Genomic DNA, 25,424 nt, shown 5'->3' on the forward strand with positions numbered 1-25,424 from the left:
TTAAGATCCGATTTGTACAGTAACGGGACGACCGTCGCGAATAATATCGAGCTGTACCTGAGTCGCATTGCTGAATTTCCTTACAAGCCCTTGCAAGTCAGGCGCGCCCTCTAACAGACTATCACCATTAACGGCTGTAATAACATCTCCGGATTGAAGTCCAAATTGTTTCAGCACTGCGTCGTCATTTCGCCCTTTTATAGAAAATCCGGCAAATTGCCCCTGATCAAAGTTTGGATTGATTTGCACCAATTGGATCAGCTTAGATAAATCAGCGTTCTGCCCCGGGATTGTTGAAATTGTGTCAGTGTCCGTAGCCTGCGCCGAGGTATCTCCAACAGAGACAGATTGAGAAGCTGTATCGGTTTCCACATTGGACAATCCCGTTCGACTGTCGCGTTGAAACGTTAAACGTTGAACTTCTCCGTTAACATTGAGCACGACAAAATCTGAATAGACATTTTGTAAGGTCACGCCGTTCATCACCTCATCACCAACGCTATAAGACTTTTCTCGGTTATCCGGCGTTTTCAGGGTTGCAATCTGAGCTCCTCCAGCGAACCGTCCGAGCAAGACAATTTTCAAGGTTGTTTCGGGCGCATCGAACCCTTCCGCGACGACCGCGGGACCCGTTCCGTCAGAGGGGGGCAACCGAAAGGGATCCGTTGAAAAATCATAAAGCCGCTCCGCCGTTGAAGAGCCGTTTGCGGCAACCGGAGACACATTTGGCAGAGCCGTCCAGATACTCTCCGGGTTCGTGAATAGAAGAATGGCCCGAATCAATACCCAGCCCAAAGCAATAAGCAAAAAGATTTGAAGCAAGCGCAAGAACGTCAAGGCCAAGCCGCTCGCCTCTTTAGCTCGTGTTTTTGTCGCTAATACCGTCATATGGCGAGCTAATTCCCTTTTCGGCCTTCCAAAATGGCCGCCTCAACATGCATATTTAAAACGTGCGGTTAACAAGTCTACGTGTCAATTCCGTGACACAGTCCCGGTCTTCGGCAATTGTTCAATTGCATTGATAAATCCGGGGGTTATGCGATCTCCGCCTGCCTGCTCAAATGCATATCCGATGGCCATGATCGCTTTGTCATCGCCGCCTTGCCCCATGAATGATACGCCCACCGGCAGATCTTTGACCGATCCCATCGGAACCGTGATATGAGGATAGCCAGCAATCGCCGCAATCCACCCCGCCCCAGTCCCACCGGGATAATTATCCCCGTAAACATGATCGATGAGAAAGGTCGGCGCCGTGCTCGGCGCGACTAAAGCGTCCAGTTCATTTTCGGACATCATTTTGTCGATACCGTCATCCCGAGTTGTTTTTAAAACGAGCGCCAGAGCGGCTTTATACTCCTCGCCCTCTAAATCACCGAGCTCTTCCGACATTTCCAAAATGTCCTGATCGAAGACAGCCATTTCGGCCGGAGTCGCGGCGTTCTCGGAAATAATGTCGGCCAGTGTCCTGGACTTCACATCAGGAGACGTTTCCGCAAGGTACTCATTCAGCGTCGCCTTAAATTCATATTTAAGTACATCAAAAGAAGCCTTGTTAAATTCCTCCGGCGGCTCAAATTCATTAATCTCAATCAAGGTCGCGCCCTGAGAGTTGAGCGTTTCCAGCACCATATCAAAATTGGTATTTACGCCCTCGACATCTCCTCGCGCAAAATTCAATACGCCTATGCGTTTGCCTTGTAACGTACCCGCCATAGCGGCGTCTCTCCAAGCAGACCCCTCCCCTGTCAGGGCGTCCATCATAATGGCGGCATCTTCCACTGTTAAAGTCATTGGCCCCGCCGTGTCTTGCGTTGACGAAATCGGGACAATCAAATCTTGGGAAATGAGTCCCACAGTCGGTTTGAAACCAACTATGCCGTTCATCGCGGCGGGACAAATGATAGAACCATTAGTTTCCGTCCCGATAGCCGCAGGTACTAGTCCTGCAGCGACCGCAGCGCCGCTACCAGAACTGGAACCGCAAGGGCTGCGGTTTAGCGCGTGTGGGTTTTTAGTTTGCGCGCCAAGAGCGCTCCACCCGCTCGTCGAATTTGTAGACCTAAAATTCGCCCATTGAGAGAGATTGCTCTTACCCAGAATAACGGCTCCGGCCTCACGCAAAGCTTCGACCAGCGGCGCATCCCGCCCGGTATCATTTTTCTGGAGAGTATAGCTTCCGGCAGTCGTCGGCATGTCTTTTGTTTCAACATTATCCTTTATCAGGACAGGAACGCCGTGAAGTAGACCCCGCTCTGTTTCTTCTGCATCCAAGGATTTTGCAATATTCAGAGCTTCGGGGTTTAGCGTTAAAACGCTCTGCACATGAGGTCCTGCCTTATCAATCTTCGAAATTCGATCGAGGGAAAATTCAACACGCTCGACCGAAGTTTGCTCTGACGCCGGATTTATCCCGCGATAAGCTTCAGGGTCATTATAGGCCATCGCTAAATCTGTTTGAGTTTCAGCAGGCTCGTTTTCCACCACTTTTTCAACAGGTTCAGGAGGATGAGGCTCACACCCAGCCAGCACTACTGCGGTCAGTCCCGTACATATTATCAAATTCTTAACGGACATAAAATCTTTCCCAGTTAAACCTCACGAGCTATGATAATTCTGATAGAAGGAAAACTCTTTAACGCCAAGTCGTCATGAATTGGGATTTCTAACAATCGCGTGTGCAGGTGTCTCGCTATTTACGCCTCGAAGCGTTAAGACCGCTCGAAGATTGGGATTAGACTACCCTGTTATAGGTGAAACGTAAGATAGAGATGAATATGACGTCCAATATTATTGATGGAAGGGCCATCGCCGCAGAGCTACGGGGTAAGGTAAAAGACGCCGTTTCAAAACTCGAAAGCCAGCCTAGACTTGCCGTGGTTTTAGTGGGCGAAGACCCTGCTAGTCAGGTTTATGTCAGGTCTAAAATAAAATTTACCCAAGAATGCGGCATGCAATCTGTTGAGCGCCGCCTGCCCGCAACAGCGACACAAGAAGAAATTGTTGAAACCGTTCGCGCTTTAAATAATGACGACTCCGTTGACGGTATTTTAGTTCAACTTCCTCTGCCAGAGGGGATCAATAGCGACGCTGTAATCGAACAAATCGATCCGTCAAAAGATGTAGACGGCCTGACGGAAACTTCTGCCGGGAGGTTGATGCTAGGCAAATCCGGGCTGCGCCCCTGCACACCTACAGGCTGCGTAGTTCTGGCAAAGTCTGCACTCGGCGATCTGAGCGGAAAGCACTGCGTCGTACTCGGGCGTTCTATCTTGGTCGGCAAACCTGCTGCGCTTTTATTTCTTGAACAAAACTGCACGGTGACAATAGCCCACTCTAAGACAGATAACCTCCCCAATGTGTGCCGCAGTGCAGATATATTGATCCCGGCCGTCGGGCGGCCCGAGATGGTCAAAGGCGATTGGGTCAAAGCCGGCGCCTGCGTCATTGACGTTGGCATCAATCGCGTTCCCCATCCCAACAAGCCCGAAAAAACGCGTCTCGTAGGCGACGTGGCCTATAATGAGGCGGCTTCCGTGGCGGGCGCAATTACCCCTGTTCCCGGCGGCGTTGGACCGATGACCATTGCTTGTTTGTTGCGAAACACCGTCCTTGCGGCTTGCGCCCGGCGAGGGTGGAAGACACCTGAAACATTGAACGTTTAGAGCTGATTTATTCGTCAAAGTTTAGAATCTCTATCAGAAGGGGTTCTCACCTCAAAATAATTCCTTCAAAAGGCGGTTATGAAAAACCATATATCCAAATCGGCTCTTCGGCAGCGTTTCTCTGACGCTCTTTCAACCCTTTACCGCGAAGAAGTGCCTGCTTACGGGACATTGCTAGAAATTGTTGCCGAAGTGAATGAAAGTGTTGACCCGGATCAGGCTGTAGATGCAGCTCGATTGGGACAGGAACGCCACGGCGCCATTAGAGTCGGAACGGCCAAAGACCTTTCAATCATTGCCCGTGTTTTCAACCAACTCGGCATGGAGCCTGTCGGATATTATGATTTGTCAGTTGCAGGACTGCCGATTCATTCAACGGCGTTCCGGCCCGTGACGACTGAGGGATTAGAAAAAAGTCCCTTTCGAATGTTTACTTCTCTATTGAGACCCGAATTAATTGATGACGAAGGGTTACGAAAGAAAGCTGAAGCGGCCCTCTCGGAACGAAATATATTTGCACCTGAGCTTTTAACACAATTAGAAAAAATAGAATCTAATGGCGGCCTTGATGAAGATGAGGCGGAGGCTTTCATCCTCTCTTTCTTAAAGACATTCCAATGGCACGAAAAAGCACAAGTGACGTGGGAAGCCTATAAGGGATTTAAAGAACACCATCCTTTGCTCGCAGATATTGTGAGTTTTCAGGGGCCGCACATTAATCACTTAACGCCGCGAACTTTGGACATCGACTTAGCGCAAGAAAGAATGCGTGAGAGAGGGCTTGAGGCCAAAGATGTGATTGAAGGCCCGCCCAAGAGAAAGTGCCCGATCCTCCTTCGCCAAACCGCTTTTAAAGCCCTTAGCGAAGATATTTTATTTGAAGACTCTGGCGAGTGGAAAGAAGGCTCCCATACCGCGCGGTTTGGGGAAATTGAGCAAAGGGGCGCGGCCCTGACTCCTAAAGGTCGTGAGCTCTATGATCAATGCCTCGCCAATAAGGATTTTTCGGATTTCCCGGACGATTGGGATTTAATGAGAGAACAGGGTTTGGCCTACTTCCGAAAAACGAAGACTGGGTTTGCGGCTTTAACTTACGAAGATTTTTTACCTGTCAGCGCGGCCGGAATTTTTCGGTCTAATCTCGGCGAAGACGGCGAGGCACACGCCCTAAAAGCCACAGCAAATCAAGAAGCATTTGAGGCCGCTCTTGGACGCCCTGTCCACGACATGTTTGCCCTGTACTCAGACCAAGCCAAGAAAAACCAATAGATTTTAAGTCTTCTTTTGCGGCATGCAAATAAGGGAATTTATCTCAATATACTCATCCTACTAATTAATTACTTTCATTGCTTGAGCGCCATTTAGAATATACAGTTATTCTGAGTAGCAGGTTTAAGAAAATTTCAGTTTTTATATAAGTTAGGATTCAAATTATGCGCGTATTATTCTGGGGACTTTTGAGTGGTTCCGCATTAGCTTTAACGGCCTGTACTCACAGTCCTGAAAAAGCAAAATTTGATGCTAATTGTGACTTTGGAGATACAAAGTTTTCTGCCGCGTTTGAGGCCGCCCGCCTCAACGGATGTCGTGAAACGGCTCCCAATAGCTATGAATTGCTCATTGAGCCAGAAAACACACCTATCAATCAGAGTGCTTGGTATGCGTTCGATATCTCGGCCCCTGCAGATAAGATGTTAAATCTCACTTTAGTTTATTCCGAAGGCTATCATAGATATCCGATTAAAAAACGCATCGGCGCTGGAGAGTGGCAACAAATAGAAACACGCCCTGATCCGAAAGCCAAATCAGACCGACATGACTTTACAATTCAAACGGATGGAAATCCTGTCCGGATAGCGGCGCAACCTATTTTCGATACGGCTAAGCACCTCAAATGGATTGAGGCTATGTCCACGCTTGAATATGTAGATCAGACCACGATTGGCCAATCAGTCGAAAGCAGACCCATTATAAAACTAGAGGAAGTTGACGATCCGACTAAACCCTATGTCTTAATTGTAGGGAGACAACACCCTCCGGAGACGACCGGGGCGGATGCGCTAACCCCTTTTGTTGAAGCCATTTGGGGAGACACGGAGCAAGCTAAAAACTTCCGCTCTCAATACAATCTCATTGTCGTCCCGCTTTTAAATCCGGATGGAGTCTTTCATGGGAATTGGCGGCATAATATGAACGGTATCGATTTAAATCGTGATTGGGGCCCCTTCACCCAACCAGAAACTCAAGCCATTGAAGCAGAGTTGCAGCGCTTTGAAGCGGGTTCAGATCGCATTGTCGCTTTTGTGGATTTTCATTCCACTTGGCGGAACCTTCTTTATACTCAAACTGAAGAAGAATCTGCATCACCAGACGGGTTTACGAAAAAATGGGTAAATATCGTCGATGAAAAACTGGATGATGATGTTTATGCGTTTACCCGCGAACAAAGTCCAAATGAAGGCAAACCAACTTCAAAAAATTATATGAATAGTCAGTTTGGGATTACGGCGGTGACCTATGAGGTAGGGGATCATACCGAAATCAATGCGACACAACTCGCTTCTAAACAGTTTGCTGAAACTTTTATGGAATTGTTTTTGCGGCAGTCAGAAATGACGAACGATAAATAATATCGTTCTCTCATACAAAAAGACCGGAGCGGTAGCCGCTCCGGTCTTAAAAACTTTCATTTCTTTATGACTCTGATCAGAACGATTTACTGATATCAAAATAGATGAAGCGTCCACGGGACGAATGATACGATCCGAAATATCCGAAGGTCTCGTCCGCAAGCGGCGGAGCAACATCGAATGCATTGTTCATTCCGACCTTTAGACGTGTATCACTAAAAATATTATCAGAATTAAACTCATACTGGGCGTAGATATTCGTCGTACCATAATCCTCGATGACATAAACATTGCCGTCCGGATCTAGACCAGGGCTGGTCTCATAAAATTCACCGACATAGGTGTATCTTGCGCCTGCTCCAAAACCACCAGGATGACGCCAAGTGACGCTCGCGGCCGCTTGCCATTCAGGCTGGCCGTTTTGACCAATGATGTCCCCCTCTTGAGAAACAGTGATTTCATCAGAGATTTGCCCACTTTCTACAGCGTCTCTAATAGCCAGAGATCCTGGAGACAAATCAATGAAATAATCCGTCATCTGAGTAGCATTAATTTTGAATTTGAAATCCCCAAATTTGGTGCCATTGAGGTCATAATAAGCCGCGTAATCGATACCTTTGACTTCCTGAGTTTCATTATTGTCATAAGTATCTTGGACGAAAAGGATTTCTCCGAACGGATTGCTCTCAAAAGCTGTCCCTTCGAGAAAGGCAATATCGTCTTCATCCGGGTCTTCGCGGACAACATTTTCATTGAATGAGCCGTTCAAACGCTGAACCAAGTCCAGATCAATCTGGTTGGCTCCGCCGAACACACCCACCACATTCTCACGTTCGATTTCCCAGCGGTCCACGGTTAAAGTCAAGCCATCCAGAAAACGGAGCGGACCATCAAAGCCGCGGGGCTCAAAGACCGCGCCAAATGTAATATTGGTATCTTCTTCCGGTCCGATATCTTCGGCAACGATACGCCGCTCTTGGGTGAATGTGGTGAAACCTTCGCAATCCCCATATTCAGCAAATGTTCCGTTCTGAACGCCAGCTTCACAGAACGAAGAGTCTTGGCGTGTATTCGAGCGGCCAACCTGCTGGTTAATCACCAATAGGTTCGGAGCTCGGAATCCTTTGGAGTAAGCACCGCGTACTTTTACACTATCAAAGGGCTTCCAAGCTGCGGCGATACGCGGCTTGATACCAGATCCGCCGAAATCGGAATAATCTTCATAACGGGCCGCCACTTGAAGGTCCAAAGTCTGCACCAGAGGTAAGTTCATTTCCGGTCCGACGAGCGGGACAGATGCTTCTACAAAAGCGCCCAAGACAGTACGCGCCCCATCCGAGTCAGGAGTCGCGGATGAGTTTAAGACATCGGATTCTGAAAAACTGCCGGTCACAGCGTCCGTAAATGTGATGGAACCGTCGAGGCGATCATCACGATTTTCATCGTAAGTTTCTCGGCGAGCTTCGACGCCTGCCGCAATACCTACATCTCCGCCGGGGAGCGAAAAGAGGTTGCCATTTGTGACTTTAAAGTCGGCCAAAGCCAAAGAGGTCGTTGTCACACGTTCTACTGAAATTAGAAACGGATCAATGAGATCCTGTGTATTCCCCGGACCGTCACCCAGAGACGGGTTATTTGGATCTCCTCCATTAAAGATATTGTAGACGTTCGGCGTTTCGTTGAACAAAGACTGTTGGAACAGTGTCGATGAAATCCGATTGGATGTTGTATCATCAGTTTTAGCCGTAGAATACAAAACGGCTCCGTCCCAGTTCCAATTCGAGGCTCCAAAGTCACCTTTAAAGCCCGTTAGTGCCCGGAAGGAAGTATTCACGACATTTGCATTTCGGGTTCCAACATCGACAAAACGAAAGCGTCCGCCATCAACGAAGACCGGCAAACCTTCATCCGGTACATTTTCTAGCCCGGGGAGACGGTTGGGGTTTAAGGAACCATCTGAGAAACGGACTGGGCCGAATGGATTGTAATAATAATTGGCAGGAATAACGATGTCACCAGATCCGATCGGGGAGTTTTCCGAATTGATTGGGTTCGTTTCAGCATAATAGAATCCAAGTTCGCTGTAATGGCGAATACCATTATCAAGATCGCGGTTCATAAACGCAAAGACGTTAAACCTGTCACGGTCAGAGATAACCGTACGGTTGGAATCGTCATTATAGCGCAAATCCCGATCCATCGAATTGTCATCTAGACATAAATTGAGATCGGAAAGATTGCCCACAGCCGTTCCGCGGCACCCAGCAAACGTATTGGGTTGAATGTGGAATCTTCCGCCTGATGTCGTCAGGTTTTCACCGTTTTGACTCACGCGCGTGCTGGATGTTGTGTCTAGGGTGAACTGGCCCCAAGGAGAACCGGTCGAACGGTTATCAAAAGACGTGTCCCCCTCAAAGCTTGTGCCTACGAGGAAAGGACGTTGGTCAACATTAAATGTCTGTTCTTGCTCATCCGCGAATTGAGCGCCGCGCTTGGAATATTCGGCAAAAAACGAAACGTTAGTTTTACCGTCCTTAAAATCTTTGCCGCCTTTGACCCGTATGGTGCTTTCATCAAGTCCCGTATTTGTCGCAAAACCTGTTCGGGCAGAAACATTCAGCCCCTCATAATCATCCTGCAAGATCATATTTACGACGCCGGCAACCGCGTCAGACCCGTAAATCGCGGAGGCCCCGTCATTAAGCACTTCCATCCGTCTTACGCCGCCGACGGGAAGTGCGTTAGTATTGACTGTGACGACAGGCGTTGAAAGTTCAACCTGCGTTCCTGGGTGACTTACGACCCGTCTGCCGTTGAGCAAAACCAACGTGCCGCTTGATCCGATAGACCGTAAGTTCACGGAGGCGACATCACCCCGGGCATTGTTAACCGTACTGGAGTTGGAGTTATTGAAATTGACCGCCCCATTTGACGGCAAAGCCCGAAACAAATCTTCACCGTCAACAGATCCGATACTTTGCAGGTCTTCCGATGTAACAACCGTGACTGGAAGCGCTTCATTGACACGTGCGCCTTGAATATAGGTTCCGGTCGCGATGACTTCATCTTCGGGCGTCGCTGCAGATGGGGTTTGCGCATTGGCCACCATCGGCAAACAAACAAGCATAGTACTAGCAAGCCAAAACCGGCGTGATTTTACAGCTCCAAGCAAATTGCGGTTGTTCATAGTAAATCCCCTAAAAGTAAAATCAGACGAGACTGATTTTTAGTATAACTCAGATCGATACTGACAATATCCTTTGGGCTGCGTCAGAATCTGCTTCCTACATTGGTTAAGAAAAGGAGCGTAAGTCAAATTAAATCGACCTTCCATAACCCTAGTCTATGCCCTACCCCACTGAAAGCTATGGACATTCTCCAAGGGGTAAGTTTTATATCTGGGCAAGGCCACACGCCCCACTTTTTAAGCTAAAACTCTGATGAGACTATTTTAAATTATGAAAGTTTCGAACATCAAACGTCTCTTAACAATAACTGTCGGCTTAGCAGTTTCGGCGTGTCAGACAACTTTAGACGCTGACTTTTTGATCCTGAACGGAGATGTTTACACGGGTGAAGATTCTATAAGGCAGGATTTATCCGTCGCGACGAAGGGGTCTGATATTGTCTATGTCGGGACCAACCCTTCCCATATCAGAGCTCGTCAGAATTTGGATGCGAGCGGTATGATTGTCGCTCCCGGTTTTATAGATCCCCACACACATGCACGCGACGACCTTAAAAGCGAAGAATCCGAAAAGCGTGAAAACTCTGCCTTCCGACTACAGGGGGTTACGACAGTCGTGATTGGAAATGACGGCGGCGGGGCTCCTGATATTTCAGATCAGGCATCAAGTTTTGCAGAACAAGGTATTGGGACGAATGTAGGACTGTTTGTTGGACATGGAGCGGTTAGAAAACAGGTCATGAACCGGGACAATCGCCCTCCAAGCCCCAACGAACTTCTGGCTATGGAGAGTCTCATTGAAACAGCAATGAGAGACGGCGCACTCGGGCTTTCGACAGGTTTATTTTACAGTCCAGGTAGTCATTCGGAAACAGACGAAATCATCTCTTTGGCAAAGATTGTCGCGCAAAATGGCGGCATTTATGACAGTCATATCCGGGATGAAAGTAATTATAATATTGGCGTAAAAGCCGCCGTTGAAGAAGTTATTGAAATTGGACGCCGGGCTGAAGTTCCTGTCCATATCTCACACATAAAAGCTTTGGGCGTGGATGTATGGGGTCAAAGCAACGAAATTATTCAAGCCATAAATAAAGCCAGAAATGACGGTATAGATATCACGGCTGACCAATACCCCTGGACAGCCTCTTCCACCAGTCTGTCTTCAGCCTTTATCCCAAGCCGGTTAAAAGCCGGAGGCGAAGAGGTTTATCAAAACCGGCTATCAGACCCTGAATTGCGCTCAGAAATTCTGTCAGATGTTAAGGAAAACATTCGTCGGCGCGGGGGGGCAGACGCTGTCTTGCTAACTCGGAGTAAACCCGAATGGCAGAATAAGAGGTTAGATGAAGTTGCAAAAGAGTTCAATATGAGCCCTGAGCAAATGGTGGTGCACATCGCCCAAAACGGTGACTCTAAAATTGCATCTTTCAATATGAATGACGCCGATATCGAAGCGTTTATGAGCCAGACCTGGGTCATGACCGGATCCGATGGGGGTAGCGGCCACCCGCGGAAATTTGCGAGTTTTCCTCGGAAATACGAAATTTATGTGAAAGGTAAGCAAGTGCTAACCCTCACAGAGTTTCTCTATCGAAGCAGTGGGTTAACGGCAAAAACCCTGAATTTGTGTAATCGCGGCTTCTTAAAACAGGGGTATAAGGCAGATATTGTTATATTCGATCCCTCCGCCTACTCTCCCAAGGCAGATTATGAGAACCCTGATCGGTTATCCGAAGGCGTGACGTACTTACTGGTAAACGGGGAGTTGGCCGTCGAAAAGGGTCAGTCTTTGCCCAACCTTCCAGGAACTATCGTCAATCGATGTTTGAAAGCCAAACGTTCCACCCAATAAACAAACCTCACCAAAACCTAAGAGCCCTCAATGTTAAAACGAATACTTCCCCTCAGTCTCTGCTTTGCCGGTATGATATACGGAGCCGCCGAGGCCGCCCCCGTCGAAGATTACTTTCCTAACACTGAAGTTTTCGAAGCAAGCGTGACAACACCGGAAGATCATCTGGGCTATGGTTTAGGGGAACAACATATTTCACCGGCAGCTCTATCGGGATATATGAGACAGCTCTCCCGTGAAAACTCGCGCGTGGACATGAAAACAATTGGTTATTCACACGAGCGCAACAGTATTGACCACGTCTATATTTCCTCGCCAGAGAACATTGAAAACCTTGAGGTTCGCCTAGAGCAACATCGGAGTGCAACCTCCGCTGAAGAAGACATTCTTGTCTTATATCTCGCCTATAGCGTCCATGGGAATGAGGCCTCGGGTTCCAACGCCGCACCTTTGGTGGCATATTATTTAGCGGCGTCGAAAGACCCAAAAGTAAAAACTCTTTTGGAAAAGACCATAATCATCCTTGAACCCGTCCAAAACCCGGATGGGCTTGGCCGCTTTGCCTCTTGGGTAAATCAGCACCAAGGGAACACCCAAAACTTTGATAATAACAATCGCGAACACCACGAACAATGGCCCTCCGGACGTACAAACCATTATTGGTTTGATCTAAACAGAGACTGGATCTTCGCCGTTCATCCCGAATCAAAAGCGCGCATTAAAGCTTATCAGACATGGAAGCCGCATGTGTTGGGAGATTATCACGAAATGGGAGGTGATATTCCTAGCTATTTCTTCCAGCCCGGACACCCTGACCGCACTCACCCTCTAACGTCTCAAGCCAATCAGGATCTAACATTTGGCCTGGCCGAGTTTCATGCGAAAGCCCTGGACGAGCGAGGCCAAGCCTATTTCACTGAAGAACGGTTTGACGACTTATATTACGGTAAAGCGTCAGCGTACCCTGACTCTACCGGGGCTATTGGCCTGTTGTTTGAACAAAGCTCTGTTCGGGGCCACGCCAGAGAGCTTGGCGGTGAAGAAGTGACTTTCAATGATTCCATTGCCAACCAACTCACAACATCTCTCTCTTTAATTTGGGGGTCTGATCATTACCGAGACGATATTCTTTCCTACCGGTTCGAGACAATCAAAGAACAAAATGAATTAGCAGGCACACAAGATGTGAAGGGCTATATTTTTTCAGATAATGGAGATCCGGCTCGGGCGGGGGAACTTTTAAAAATCTTATCCTTGCATAATATCCCTGTGGAAAAACTTAAAGCAGACAAACAGGTTGGAGACGTAAACTTTCGTAAAGACCAAGCTTGGATTGTGCGTACCGGAGGCGCTCAAAATGCTCTAATCCATTCCTTATTTGAAATCCGTACTGAATTTAAAGATTCTGTCTTTTACGACGTTTCATCATGGAATCTTCCCTTGGCGTTTAATCTACCGTTTGAGACCCTCACGTCTTTAAATGGGATTGATAGCAGCCCCATCCAAGGCGCTGTTCTCCCCAAAGCGGTCACTCCGGGAAATGATAATCCTGTCGCTTACGCGATATCCTGGAATCAATTCCGCGCACCTCGCTTACTGCAAAGCTTTCTAGCGGCCGAGCTACACCCCCGTCTCGCGGCATTACCTTTTTCTGCGAAGGTTCAGTCCGGAGGGATTAAAAACTTTGCCGCTGGCAGTATTATTGTACAGCCAAAATCCGAAGCCGAGCATAAGAAAGTTCGCGAAAGTCTCGCATCCCATCCCGATATCAATGTTTATGGATTGACCACAGGTTTAACTCCGACAGGCCCGGATTTGGGATCACGGGGCATGGAAGCCATCGCTCCTATAAAACCGGCCCTAATTGTAGGAGACGGCATCAGGCCAACAGAGGCCGGAGAAATTCGGTACGCGGTCGATATGCGCTTTGGTGTCCCTTTAACAATTTTGGACAACACAGCGCTAGGTTCCGTGAATCTGTCTAATTACACACATGTTTTATTGGCTGATGGGTCTTACAACTCATGGAAAGATGCACCTGAAATTCTATCCGACTGGGTAGAAGACGGCGGCATTCTAGTTGCTCAGAAAAGAGCAGCCGAATGGGCGGAAACCAAAATGATTTTTGATCAAGACGATGAAAAATCTGACAACAAGCTATCTCAAGGAGAAAACAACGAATCTGAATCAGATATCGATGAGGAAGCCCCGTCAAGCAGGGCCTATCAAGATTACGAAAATGACCGTAGCAAAAAGACGATTTCGGGCGCCGTATTACGGGCAAAGGCCGATCTGACACATCCTTTATTGTTTGGCTTCACCGATACGGATATCCCTGTTTTTTACAATAGTGACCATATCCTGAGAGAGGCCCCAATCTCATACGACATGCCACTCTCATATTCCGGCGAAGAGCTTTTGATAACGGGATATGCCGACGATAAACAGTTGGAGAAGATAGCAGATACGCCAACTCTGGCATTGCACCGAAAGGGAAAAGGCAAAATAGTTCTCTTCTCCAACAATTCCAATTTTCGGGCGGTTTGGATTGGGACGGAACGTTTATACGCCAACGCCCTCTTTTTCACGCAATCAATAGATAGTCGTAAGGAAGACTGATCTTTATCATCCCCCAACTCTCTAATTTTGATTTTAATGATATCACTCGGCTAAATTGGCTGGGTGACTCGAGCGGTAGATCACTTCTTTTTCTTCGCAGACTTTGAGTCGAGAGAAGTTGAAGACAGGGTCTTTGTCAAACTGCGTATAAAATCCCGGGATAATTTTGATAACGGGCGATCATCAAGATGAATACAGTAAATCGGATATTCCGCTCGTTTCGTGAACGGTCTAAAGTCCAAATCTTCAGACAGATTTGCCTGCGCTGTGAATTCATCAACGATAGCAAGCCCGACCCCGTGCCTCACCAAGGCCGCGGCAATATAATAAGTCTGCACGGTAATGCTCGAGGTCATATTCATGGCATTGTCTAGCTGACCCTCCATTAAACTACCGACGGCTCCGTCATCTGTTAGACGGATAAGTTTATGTCCGCGCACCATGTCCAAAGACACCTCATCAGGCAAATTAGGAAGATCGCGCTTTGGATAAAGCAGAACTAGCTCGCCTTTCCCAATCCGTTTATCTGCGAGTCGGGGATGCAAAGGAGCGTCATAGACAATCCCAATATCGCTATTTCGTTCATATAGAGATCGCAACATATCCTCATTGTGCATCGTTTTAATATTAAACGTTACGCCGGAGAATCTTTTCAAAAACGTCGCGACGGCGGCTGGCACAACATCCAATCCAAGCGAAGGTAAGACAGCAATACGCAAATGCCCGTCATGGCCCCGGCTTATATTTTTTGTTGTCTCATTGAGCGATTGTATTCGGGTGTGAACATCGCGCGCTTCGTTGAATAAGATATGAGCTTCGTCAGTCGGGACTAGACGGCCTTTAACAACCCGGAACAAAGTAAACCCAATCCGGCTTTCTGCATGACGTAAAACTTTACTCACAGAGGGCTGGGACACATTTAAATGTCTGGCCGCGCCGCTGACCGAGCCAGCCTGATAAACGGCGTAGAATACCTCAATATGACGAAGAGACATCATAACGTTAAAGTCGCATGTCCGGAGCGTTCAATTCAAGCGAAAGATGAATTTAACGTTCTCAAAATCCAGACATAAAGTCTGCATTGTCTCTACGCCTTAGTGAACGGGCTCCGCTCTAAACACGTCCTCATCAAGTTGGTCTTCCCACTTTGCCACCGTGCACGCGACAGCAATATCTCCGGTCACATTCGTCACGGTGCGCATCATATCCAAGAGTCGGTCAAACGGGAAAATAAAGGCAATAATCAAAGTGTATTGCTCCAGACTTACCCCGAACACCCCTAAAACGGCGAAGGCTAAAAACAGACTGGCCGAAGGAACGCTAGCGGTGCCAATGGATGTCAGAGTGACAGTGATGGCAACCAGTACATAATCCATAAGTGATAAGTCTATGCCGAGAGCCTGGGCGGCAAACAAAGCGATGATGCCAAGATAGATAGCCGTACCGTCCATATTGATCGTCGCGCCCAATGGCAAAACAGACCCGGCAATTGAATCGTCAACGCCAAGATTATCCTTCGCACATGAGATTGTTACAGGCAGGGTCGCGCTGGAGGAGGAGGTAGAAAAGGCGACGCCTTGCGCGTCCACAACCCCGTAAAAAAACCTGACAAGCGGAAGTTTCAAAACCGTCCGCACTAAAATTCCGCCATAAACAACAACTATATGGACGAAGCAGGCAAGATATAAAGCAAGCGCGAGCTTACCCATCGCTGTAATAATTCCCAGACCAACATCCGCCATGACCCAAGAAATTAGAGCAAAAACGCCAAAGGGGGCCAGTTCCATCACAAAGAGAGTGATTTTCATCACAACTCTCTCGGCACTATCAAAAAAGTCCGCAAGCGGCTTTCCTTTTTCGCCAACTGAGATAATTCCAATCCCGATAATAATGGCAAAGAAAATAACAGGAATGAGATCGCTTCCGGCCATGGCTGCCACAGGGTTTTCAGGAATAATTGCCAAAAGGCTTTCTGAAATCGTGGGGGTTTCCTGCGTGGCTGTCTTCGCCAAATCAGCGCGGAGAGCGGGATCAACATTAGAGAGATCAACGCCCTCACCGGGCTTAAAAATTGTTCCGGATATTAACCCTAGAAAGACAGCAAAGAAAGTTGTTCCAAGATAGAGAGCAATCGTTTTGAACCCGAGAGATCCGAGCCGTTTTGGATCTCCCATAGCGATAACCCCGACAACCAAAGTCGTGAAAATCAGCGGCAAGATCAACATCTTAATGAGCCGGACAAATGCTTCCCCAAACGGGTAAATCCAGTTTGTTACAAAGTTAATCGCAGCTTCGCCGCCAAGGTAGTGGGCTGACAATCCTACAAGAGCCCCTAGCGCCAATCCGATAAGGACCCGCTTCCATAATGTAATACTTTGCCATTTTCTAAGCATATAAGTCGTCCCCTTCAAATCACCCCACACATTCCATCATCATGCGCTTATGTCGTATTTTACCGTTCGCGCAGCTGATTCTTTTTGTTGTTACCACTCGCGAAGCTGAAAGAATAGAATTGATGCAGCACGATTTACCCCTTGCCTAAACAATAAGCTGGGTAGGAGGACTCATCCGAATTCCGTCGAATTTACACCCTCCGTCACGATCTTTTTTCAGCCAGAGAGGGCCGTCAATATCGATAAACTCAACACCTTCGGTCAGGGCAAATACAGGTAGAATTGATAGGGAGGTACAAATCATACAACCTAAAAAGATCTTCATTCCTAGAGATTCTGCTTCTCTGCGAAGCTTTAAGGCCTCCGTGAGCCCTCCAGTTTTATCAAGTTTTATGTTAATGGCGTCATACAGCTTAGATACCTCTGTGAGAGTGTCTGAAGCGTGACAGCTTTCATCCGCGCAGATAGGGATTGGACTTTTAAAATCTGCCAATGCGCCGTCGGCGCCTTGGGGTAAGGGCTGCTCAATTAATTTCACCTCGGCATCGATCAATGCGGGCATATTTTCGACCAGCTGCTCCATCGTCCAAGCTTCATTTGCGTCGAGTATTAAAGTGGCCTTTGGTGCCCCTTGGCGAACAGCCCTTACACTTTCGGAAATATCTGTAGATCCCAGTTTAACTTTCAAAAGCCCCTCGCCAAGTCGTTTGGCGGCTTTGCCCATCTTTTCTGGACTATCCAGGCTGACGGTCTGTGCTGTCCTCACGGGGCTGAATTGTTTCAGACCGAATAACTCGGCCAAGCTTTTATCCTGGCGTTTGGCTTCAACCTGCCACAAAGCGCAATCTAGGGCATTTCGAGCGGCGCCGGCTGGTAATAAGGCCTGCAACTCTTCTCGAGCGATACCTTCCTCAACCTTTTGGGAGACTGACAGAATTGCCTCAATTACCTGTTCTAGGCTTTCGCCGTAACGGGGGTAAGGAACGCATTCGCCGTAACCTATGTTCTCTCCCTCCGTTATTTCAACAACAACGACATCAGCGACTTTTTTGGCGCCGCGAGAAATATTAAATACGGCGTTTAACGGCCAGCTTTCGGGTGTGACTTTAACCTGGCGTTTCATGCTTAAAGAATATCGTTTCTGCAAAAGCGATTAAATAAGAACATGGTCTACAATTCTTTCAACTCCGTGCCGCATGGGGTCCTGACACGGCAATTTAAATTCTCGCTCTAACTGGGCGCATAAGCGATCTGCTTCTGCCTTATCCAGGTTCCGGCTATTCAAAGCAATACCAGAAAAATGGGCCTCGGGATTGACGACTTTTGCCGCCCAGAGATTAGCTTTAATGCAATCCTCTAATTCCGGAACGCTGCGGCCCGGAAGGTGACGCATATGCGCTCGGTTCGCTTCATGGCACAAGATCAAATGATCCGGTTGAGCCCCGTGTAACAATCCCAAAGAGACCCCAGCATAGGCAGGGTGAAAAAGTGACCCCTGCCCTTCAATAATATCCCAGCCCCCGTCTTCTCGCGCCGGGGATAGAGATTCGACACTTCCAGATATGAAATCAGATATCACAGCATCCACTGGCACACCCTCTCCGGCAATAAAAATGCCAGTCTGTCCAGTGGCGCGAAAATCAGCGTTTTCCCCTCGCGCCTCCATTTCTTTTTGAATCGCAAGGGAGGTAAACATTTTGCCAACAGAACAATCCGTGCCGACGGTCAAAAGCCTGTTGCCGGGCCTCTTCGTGCCTGTACCGACCTTGAACGCCTTGTCACTACGTCTGACATTATGGAGTTTGCAATTCTGGCGCTCTGCTGCCTCTTTGATAAGGGCATTTTCTTGTAAGTCGTGATGCAAACCTGAGGCAACGTTCAGGCCTAATTCCAAGGCTTTCACTATATCCTCTAAATTCGACTCCTCTATGTACCCTCCGGAATTTGCATATCCGATAATGAGGGTTTTAGCCCCCCGCTTGGCGCCTTCTTCGATCGTCATCCGATCTGCCCCGACAGTCATTTCACTTTCCGCTGACACTACCTCGCCAACAACACTGTCTGGCCGCCAAATCATAATGCCCCGGGCTGTTTTTACAGCTAAAGGATCGCGGCTACTGCCAAGATATAAAAGATAAGGGGTTTCGATCATGATACACTCACCAAAAGTTCGCTCCCATAATGTTTGAAGCTTTTAACCCCCGAAAGGACTAATCTTACTAAGCGCTATAGCTTATGGTTATATATGAGTTTTTGAAAGGCCGTAAAATGTTCTAGGGTAACGCCTAAAACAAACGTCAAACTCTGATGTCCAAACGGTAACTTTTCTGTACAGCCAGAACAGAAATGAGCTTTGCTTTATTGGCCCGGACAATCCCGCCTTTATTTCGGTTGCTATACCGCCATAGAGCGGCGCCACACATCATCAGGTCCCCTTATCCAAACAGGAAACACCGTAGGGCCTAGCAAATTTTTGAAGCCCTTCAATTCAGAACAATCTCTTTCACTTCTAGGTTTAATTGATATGTAGAAGAGGAGCAAACAGCTCGTACGTCAGGAGACAATGCGTTGGAGTTAACGAGAAACACATGTTCCTTAAACTTAATCACAAATCAAGGTTTCACTCTAAACGGTATTGAGACTTCAAATGAGTAAGGGAGACCTTTATGACATGGTCATTATCGGCGCCGGACTTTCCGGCATAGGCGCGGCCTGTCGTTATCGAACAGAATTTCCTGACGATAAAATCGCTATCATCGAATCTCGCGAGGCCATAGGCGGCACTTGGGATTTATTTCGATATCCAGGCATTCGTTCAGATTCCGATATGCTCACCCTCGGATATGACTTCCGCCCTTGGGTTGGTGACAAAACCTTGGCGGACGGAAAAAGTATTCGCGAATATATTGAAACTGTCGCAAATGAATATGACGTCACGCAAATTATTCAATTCGATTCCAAAGTCACCGAAATGAATTTTTCAAGTGATACGGACGTCTGGACGCTAACCATTACCGACGCAAAATCTGGTGAGCCTCGTAAATTGCGTGCCCGTATTGTTCTGTCCGCCGCCGGTTATTACAAATATGAAAAGGGATATACACCCCATTTTGAAGGCCGAGAAAATTTTAAGGGCGAAATCATTCACCCACAACACTGGCCCGAAAACTTTGAGTATTCAGGAAAGAAAGTGATCGTGATTGGGTCTGGCGCAACAGCCGTAACGCTAATCCCGGAAATGGCAAAAACAGCCCATCACGTAACCATGCTGCAACGCTCCCCTAGCTACATTGCATCTATTCCCGCCAAGGATAAGATTGGAAACTTCTTTCGAGCGCTACTGCCAGAGAAGACCGCATACAAAATTAACCGCGCTAAAAATATCTGGATAGCCCGCAAAATGTATAGCAGGGCTCGAAAAAATCCACAGAAAGCCAGGGCATGGTTTCGTAAGAAAACAATAGCCGCTTTGGGGCCTGACTACCCCGTCGATAAGCATTTCAATCCTGATTACGACCCTTGGGATCAACGCGTCTGCATAATTCCGGATGGGGATTTTTTTACTGTGATTCGGGACGGCAAGGCGAATGTTGTCACGGACCATATTGACCAGTTCACTGAGAGCGGCATAAAGTTGAAGTCGGGCAAAAATTTAGAAGCCGATGTCATTATCACGGCCACAGGCCTAGACGTTATTTTCAATGGCGGTGCTGATATTAAAATTGACGATAAACCTATCTCTATATCAGAAAAATTTGGCTATAAGGCGATGATGTATTCCGGAGTTCCGAATATGATCTCAGTTTTTGGCTATACAAATGCTTCTTGGACCTTACGCGCAGATCTCATTTCTCAATACGCCGTACGGCTTGTCTCTCACATGAAGGAAAACGGATATACGCGGGCAGTCCCCGTCGCTCCTAAAAATATGCCTCAAAACCCTTGGATTGAATTTCAAGCCGGGTATTTGCAGCGGGTGATGGATAAACTCCCGAGTCAGGGCGACAGGCACCCTTGGCTCAATCTTCAAGACTATAAAACAGACATCAAACTCATGCTCGAAGACCCAATAGAGGACAACGTAATGGAACTTGAATAACGATCAGCGTCTAATAACCGCGCACATACGCCCGCCAATTAAAGTTTTTTAGTGATGAGCACTAACGACATACCAAGGCATTGATCCCGAAATTGCATGAAGATAGTCGGCTTTGACATTTTCATGTTCAAAACCTGCATCTATCAATAGCGATGGCAAATCAGCATTTGCAAAATCAAACCAAAACGGTTCATTGTTATGGTCACGTTGCCACTGACCTGGAATAAATCAGTACGAAAAACAAATTGACTTGTTTTACGCGTTTACTTTAAGCGCGTATTCACTAATTTTTCCCGGTATCTTCACTACCGAAAAGCGCAGCACCTATAAGATTTAAGCCGGCCGTTTATCTTTCAAACCTGAGGGCATTTGCGACTCCTTGACGGTAGTGTCGCGCCGCATCCAGATAGAACACAATGCTCAAAACGTTGAATATCAAGATAACTGTCAGGGCTCGCTGGATTGAACGCGTCCCCAGCTCTTCTGCAAAATAATCCGAGATCATTCCCAAGAGAACCGGGCCCAAGCCGATACCCAATAAAGTTAGTGACAAAAGCATTACCGCAGACGCCATTGCCCGCATTTGAACGGGAACAAGCTCTTGCATGGCTGTATAGGAAATTGAGGCATAAAGCAGTCCGAACAGACCAGGCACACAATAGACCCAATACGCCGTTTGCTTATCCGGGGCATATAAAAACCAGACGATAAACGGAAAGGCAAGAAGGCCTGTAATCAGGATTGTCCACGGGCGCCAACGAAGGTCTTTTTGCGATAATCTATCACATATTGCCCCAACAACAATGGCTCCGGCTCCGCCCAGGCCGCCCATGAGGAGGCCCAGCGCAATTCCTAACTCGCCAAGAGGCACTTCGTGAACGCGAATTAGGTAAAGTGGAATTCCAACCAAAAAAGCATTTGCTGAAACACAGACAAATACTCCGCCAAGAAGCAAGCTTATCATAGCTCTTTGAGTTAAGAAAAATGCGATTGTTTCCTTAACACTTGGTGTGTCCTTGTCTTGTTGTCGGCCTTCTGATTGTCCACGTCTTGGTTCTGATACTGTCAACATAAGAATAAGAGCTAAAAAAAGCCCCGGCACACCCGCAACAAGGAAAGCCATACGCCAACCATATTTGGCGGCGACAGCGCCGCCCAGAACAAATCCAATCAAAATTCCAAGGCTGATACCCGTTGTGTAGATTCCCAAAGCAAGGGCGCGGCGTTTAGGCGGGAAGACATCCGCAATCATGGCCGTCGCAGGCGGAGTGCCCCCTGCTTCGCCAATACCCACCCCCATACGCGCAATTGCTAATTGCCAAAAGCTTCCTGCAAAGCCGCTTAAGGCCGTCATTCCTGACCAGATTGAGAGCGAGAGGGCCACGATATTTCGTCGATTGCCGCGGTCGGCCCAGGCCGCAAAGGGTATACCGAGTATGGCGTAAAAACCAGCAAAAACGATACCTGTTAGAAGGCCGATCTGCGTATCGCTAAGATCAAATTCTTGTTTTATAGGCTCGGATAATATGACCATAATCTGACGATCGACGTGGTTCAACGAATAAACCAGAGTCAGAATAAAAAGGATATACCAGCGATTTGTTGTTTGCGTTTTCATGATTATTCCGCGCTTTCCAGAAACAGACGAATGTCTTCGGCAAGTTGTTCTGGTGTTTCTTCCTGAGGGACGTGGCCCGCATTTTCATAAATTTTAAGAGTTGAATTCGGGAGAGCGTCTGAAAACCAATCCGCTTGGGACACAGGAATCATTTTGTCTTGCTGACCCCAGACAACTAAGGTCGGGGATTTCACTTTTTCTAAGTCTATAGTCGGGTCAGGCAAGGTAAAGACAGAAAGCCGTTCAACAAAAGCGTCGCCATTGCCTGGGCGCTGCATCATGTATTGTATAGTCGTCACCCGCTCTTCGGAAAGGGTTTCAGGATTAGCGTAAAGACTAGAGGTCGCTTGTCTAACGCCCGCCTCTGGCGCCTTCGTTAAATAAAATTTGAGCATCATCGGCACGTCAACAGGCTCATCTGTCACGCCGTTTATTGAATAACCGCCCGGCGAAACTAACACTAATTTAGATACCTTCTCCGGCGACTGAGCTGCCACACGCCAAGAAACCAACCCGCCTAGCGAGTTACCAATCAAAACTGGAGCCTCAACGTCAAGCGCGTTAATAAAATCCCCCAAGAAAGCCACTGTCTCTTCATTGGAATAGCGTTTTTGAGAGTCTGGCCCCGTTAATCCGTGCCCGGGAAGGTCGAGCCTGATGACGCGATAGTCATTGGCCAAATTTTTAGCTAGGTCATCCCAGCTTTCTAAAGAAGACGTAAAACCATGCACCATTATCAAGGTTTCGGCCTCTTGAGGCCCTTCATCTCGGTAGCGGACATCCAGACCCTCAACGTTTATGATATGATCTGCATTGTTAAAGTACGGGCTTTCCGTCGCAACCGAACTCTTAGCTATATTTTCATTACAGGAACTTATCCCTAGAACGAGGGCAGAGACGAATATTGCAGCAAAAAATTTCATTTAAATGGCTCCAAAAACGCATCGATCTCGGCGAGACTTTCCGGCTCGGTTAGGATGGGGGCATGACCAATATTGGGAATAATAACACCCCTGAAATCAGGATGAGACCGGCTCATTTTTTCTAGCGTTTTATCCGATAAAATATCCGAACGCGCGCCTCTGAAAGTTAAAACTGGAACGGAGCTTAGATTGGCAAAGAGTGGCCACATATCCACAGGCGCAGAAACACTCTCGTCCTCTTTAAATGGATTCGCCAAGGCCGGATCATAGGCGAATTCTATGCGCCCGTCAGGCGATTGCCTACAAACCCTTCTGGCGAAATCCATCCAATCTTGAGAGGTGTAAAGGGGGAATACTTCCGTGCTTTGCTGGGTCTTAATAGCGTCAGCCGCCTCTTCCCACGACGCAAAATCACGGCTCGCGCCGACATATCCTTTTATGCGTTCAAGTCCTTCAGGAGCGATTTCCGGGCCAATGTCATTTATAACGGCAGCCCTAAATACATCCGGGTTTTGCGACGCCATTATCATCGTCATCAGACCGCCCATAGACGTGCCGATTGGGATCACTTTTTTTATACCTAAGTGATCAAGAAGTGTGAACATATCAGCACAATATATCTCTAGGCGATATTGACTGGCATCAGGATCATAGCCAGAACGCCCGCGACCTCGTTGATCCACTGTGACTACACGGAATCGATCCTGTAAATGCAAAGCTAAATCATGAAAGTCAGCAGAATTTCGCGTCAGGCCATGTAAGCCTAGAATAACGGGCTTACCTGTCCCGTCATCGTAATCACGCGCATAAAGCGTCAGGCCATCAGAACTTTTGTAGAATATGTCTTGATAGGTTTTAGTCAAAGAGACGGCCTTCATATTTTTTACGGAGTTCGCGTTTGAGGATTTTTCCATTCGGATTTCGAGGAATTTCATCCACTATATCAATATCGACTATTCGTTGTTGCTTACCCACTTTAGCATTCGTCCAACTGCGCAGCGCCTCTTTATCAATTGACCCATTCTTGGCGGCAATAACGGCGAGCGGAGTTTCGCCCCACTTCTGGCTTTTTACGCCGACTACAGCGACATCTTTTACATCCTCATGGCAAGCCATAACGGCTTCTATATCCTGCGGATAAACATTTTGTCCGCCGGATAGAATCATGTCTTTTTTTCGGTCTACAATGTAGAGGTAACCGTTTTCATCCAAATATCCTATATCCCCGGTGCGAAGCCAATGAACGCCTTGGCTATCCACCCAAAGGGCTTCTTTTGTAGCTTCATTTTTATTGAAATATTCCGGCATGACGATACGGCCGCAGGAAACAATTTCACCAGCTTGCCCGGTTTTGCATTCTTTATCCTCTTCATCGAGAATTTTCAGATCGGTTCCCAAGAGCGGAAGCCCTACCGAAGAAAGGCGGCCCGATGCATCCTCTGGATCCAAAGTCGTAATGACGCCCTCTGTTAGGCCGTAGAGCTCAATTATTCCGCATTCAAACCGATCAAATAACGCCGCTTTAACAGGCTCACGCAAAGGCGAGCCTGCGCTCATCATGCCTTGGATAGAGCTTGCGTCATACGCTTTATGGTCAAAATCCATCATACGCTCATACAATGTCGGAACCATCGAAAGGTGCGTGATTTTATCCTGTTCAATCCTGCTCCACAGGTCGGCAGCCTCAAACTTTCCGTTTAATAGAACAGTTCCGCCAGAGAGCATTGTGGAAAGCAGACCAACCCAGGTAATATTTGAATAAAGCCCGATCGTGACAAGAAAACGCGCCGAGCTATTATACCTCAAGGTTAAGGCCATATCGTAAGCCCAATCGCGACGGCCTTTATGAGTGTGCACAATCCCTTTGGGTTGCCCCGTCGTACCTGAAGAGTAAATTATATTTAGATAGTCATCTGGTTTTAGATTAACTTCAGGGCGAGATTTACTTTGTTCATTCCGCCAGCCCTCGAATAAAGGCCAGCCGTAACTATCTGTACCCGCGCAAACGCAGTTTCCAAACGTCTCTTTCGGCAGTTCTGTTTCCAAGCCCACAATACGATCGGCGTACTCCTCCGAAACAATAATCGCCTTCGCTCCACTATCGAGCACCATATTGAGTATGGCTTCGTCTGACACCGAGACGTTTAAAGGCGCAGACACAAAGCCCCCTGCCATAATCCCAAATAAAGCTTCCATCATCGGTAGGCCGTTGGACATCAAGACGACGACCCTGTCACCTTTTCTTAGACCCATCTCTATCAATCCATTTGCGACTTGATAGGTTCGTTCATTGAAGCCTTTCCAAGACAAAGTTTCTGTCTCTGCTATGACAGCGGGTTTCTCCGCCCGCCATTTTCCGTGCAGAGCAAAGATGTCTGGCAACAATGGATCAGTTGAATGAATTATTTTAGGCACAATATGACTCGTAAAGTTTG

Annotated in this window: 17 protein-coding genes; 6 read left to right on the forward strand and 11 right to left on the reverse strand. The window is 47.5% G+C overall.

The features are described 5' to 3' along the window. A complete protein-coding gene (locus ACNA05_RS01725) occupies nt 1-888 on the reverse strand; it encodes a type II secretion system protein N (protein ID WP_415809648.1) in 888 nt (295 codons plus the stop codon). A gap of 84 nt (nt 889-972) precedes the next feature. After that, nucleotides 973-2,577, reverse strand: a complete 1,605-nt coding sequence (locus ACNA05_RS01730; protein ID WP_415809649.1) for an amidase — start codon at nt 2,575-2,577, stop codon at nt 973-975. A 200-nt stretch (nt 2,578-2,777) separates the two neighbouring features. Between ACNA05_RS01730 and folD the strand changes: the two genes are divergently transcribed. The 3 genes from folD (at nt 2,778) to ACNA05_RS01745 (ending at nt 6,295) form a co-directional block, all read left to right on the forward strand. Continuing rightward, nucleotides 2,778-3,665, forward strand: a complete 888-nt coding sequence (gene folD, locus ACNA05_RS01735) for a bifunctional methylenetetrahydrofolate dehydrogenase/methenyltetrahydrofolate cyclohydrolase FolD (RefSeq protein ID WP_415809650.1) — start codon at nt 2,778-2,780, stop codon at nt 3,663-3,665. A gap of 78 nt (nt 3,666-3,743) precedes the next feature. Continuing rightward, a complete protein-coding gene (locus ACNA05_RS01740) occupies nt 3,744-4,934 on the forward strand; it encodes a 2-oxoadipate dioxygenase/decarboxylase family protein (RefSeq protein WP_415809651.1) in 1,191 nt (396 codons plus the stop codon). Between the two features lie 164 nt (nt 4,935-5,098). Next, on the forward strand, nt 5,099-6,295 hold the full coding sequence (locus ACNA05_RS01745; protein WP_415809652.1) for a M14 family metallopeptidase: 1,197 nt from the start codon (nt 5,099-5,101) through the stop codon (nt 6,293-6,295). Nucleotides 6,296-6,371: 76 nt separating this feature from the next. Here ACNA05_RS01745 and ACNA05_RS01750 read toward each other — a convergent pair whose 3' ends face one another. Beyond that, entirely contained in the window at nt 6,372-9,482 is a 3,111-nt protein-coding gene (locus ACNA05_RS01750; RefSeq protein WP_415809653.1) for a TonB-dependent receptor domain-containing protein, read from the reverse strand. Between the two features lie 271 nt (nt 9,483-9,753). Here ACNA05_RS01750 and ACNA05_RS01755 point away from each other — a divergent pair, with 271 nt between their 5' ends. Together ACNA05_RS01755 and ACNA05_RS01760 are read left to right on the forward strand one after the other, a co-directional pair. Continuing rightward, nucleotides 9,754-11,337 (forward strand): N-acyl-D-amino-acid deacylase family protein, encoded by a 1,584-nt coding sequence (locus ACNA05_RS01755; protein WP_415809654.1) that lies wholly within the window; start codon nt 9,754-9,756, stop codon nt 11,335-11,337. 30 nt (nt 11,338-11,367) lie between these two features. Continuing rightward, the gene (locus ACNA05_RS01760; RefSeq protein ID WP_415809655.1) at nt 11,368-13,956 is read left to right on the forward strand and encodes a M14 family zinc carboxypeptidase; all 2,589 of its coding nucleotides are present in this window, start codon (nt 11,368-11,370) and stop codon (nt 13,954-13,956) included. Nucleotides 13,957-14,036: 80 nt separating this feature from the next. Here the strand turns inward: ACNA05_RS01760 and ACNA05_RS01765 are convergent, their stop codons facing one another. From ACNA05_RS01765 to dgcN, 4 genes are all read right to left on the reverse strand, one after another. After that, entirely contained in the window at nt 14,037-14,954 is a 918-nt protein-coding gene (locus ACNA05_RS01765) for a LysR family transcriptional regulator (RefSeq protein WP_415809656.1), read from the reverse strand. 96 nt (nt 14,955-15,050) lie between these two features. Beyond that, nucleotides 15,051-16,349, reverse strand: coding sequence for a dicarboxylate/amino acid:cation symporter (locus tag ACNA05_RS01770; RefSeq protein WP_415809657.1), 1,299 nt, complete (start codon nt 16,347-16,349; stop codon nt 15,051-15,053). 145 nt (nt 16,350-16,494) lie between these two features. Further along, nucleotides 16,495-17,472 (reverse strand): N-acetyl-D-Glu racemase DgcA, encoded by a 978-nt coding sequence (gene dgcA, locus ACNA05_RS01775; RefSeq protein ID WP_415809658.1) that lies wholly within the window; start codon nt 17,470-17,472, stop codon nt 16,495-16,497. 30 nt (nt 17,473-17,502) lie between these two features. Next, the gene (dgcN, locus tag ACNA05_RS01780) at nt 17,503-18,504 is read right to left on the reverse strand and encodes an N-acetyltransferase DgcN (RefSeq protein ID WP_415810103.1); all 1,002 of its coding nucleotides are present in this window, start codon (nt 18,502-18,504) and stop codon (nt 17,503-17,505) included. A gap of 492 nt (nt 18,505-18,996) precedes the next feature. Here dgcN and ACNA05_RS01785 point away from each other — a divergent pair, with 492 nt between their 5' ends. Beyond that, nucleotides 18,997-20,448, forward strand: coding sequence for a flavin-containing monooxygenase (locus ACNA05_RS01785; RefSeq protein ID WP_415809659.1), 1,452 nt, complete (start codon nt 18,997-18,999; stop codon nt 20,446-20,448). 346 nt (nt 20,449-20,794) lie between these two features. Here the strand turns inward: ACNA05_RS01785 and ACNA05_RS01790 are convergent, their stop codons facing one another. From ACNA05_RS01790 to ACNA05_RS01805, 4 genes are read right to left on the reverse strand one after another with little or no spacing between them, the layout of a single operon-like run. Continuing rightward, entirely contained in the window at nt 20,795-22,066 is a 1,272-nt protein-coding gene (locus tag ACNA05_RS01790; RefSeq protein ID WP_415809660.1) for a spinster family MFS transporter, read from the reverse strand. A gap of 2 nt (nt 22,067-22,068) precedes the next feature. Next, nucleotides 22,069-22,989 (reverse strand): alpha/beta fold hydrolase, encoded by a 921-nt coding sequence (locus ACNA05_RS01795; RefSeq protein ID WP_415809661.1) that lies wholly within the window; start codon nt 22,987-22,989, stop codon nt 22,069-22,071. Beyond that, on the reverse strand, nt 22,986-23,852 hold the full coding sequence (locus ACNA05_RS01800) for an alpha/beta fold hydrolase (protein ID WP_415809662.1): 867 nt from the start codon (nt 23,850-23,852) through the stop codon (nt 22,986-22,988). The genes ACNA05_RS01795 and ACNA05_RS01800 overlap by 4 nt, the downstream gene beginning before the upstream one ends. Then, nucleotides 23,845-25,404 (reverse strand): class I adenylate-forming enzyme family protein, encoded by a 1,560-nt coding sequence (locus tag ACNA05_RS01805; RefSeq protein ID WP_415809663.1) that lies wholly within the window; start codon nt 25,402-25,404, stop codon nt 23,845-23,847. Before ACNA05_RS01805 ends, ACNA05_RS01800 begins: the two co-directional genes overlap by 8 nt. Nucleotides 25,405-25,424 lie beyond the last annotated feature (20 nt).

Source organism: Litorimonas haliclonae (genome assembly GCF_965138505.1).
Taxonomy (GTDB): domain Bacteria; phylum Pseudomonadota; class Alphaproteobacteria; order Caulobacterales; family Maricaulaceae; genus Litorimonas; species Litorimonas haliclonae.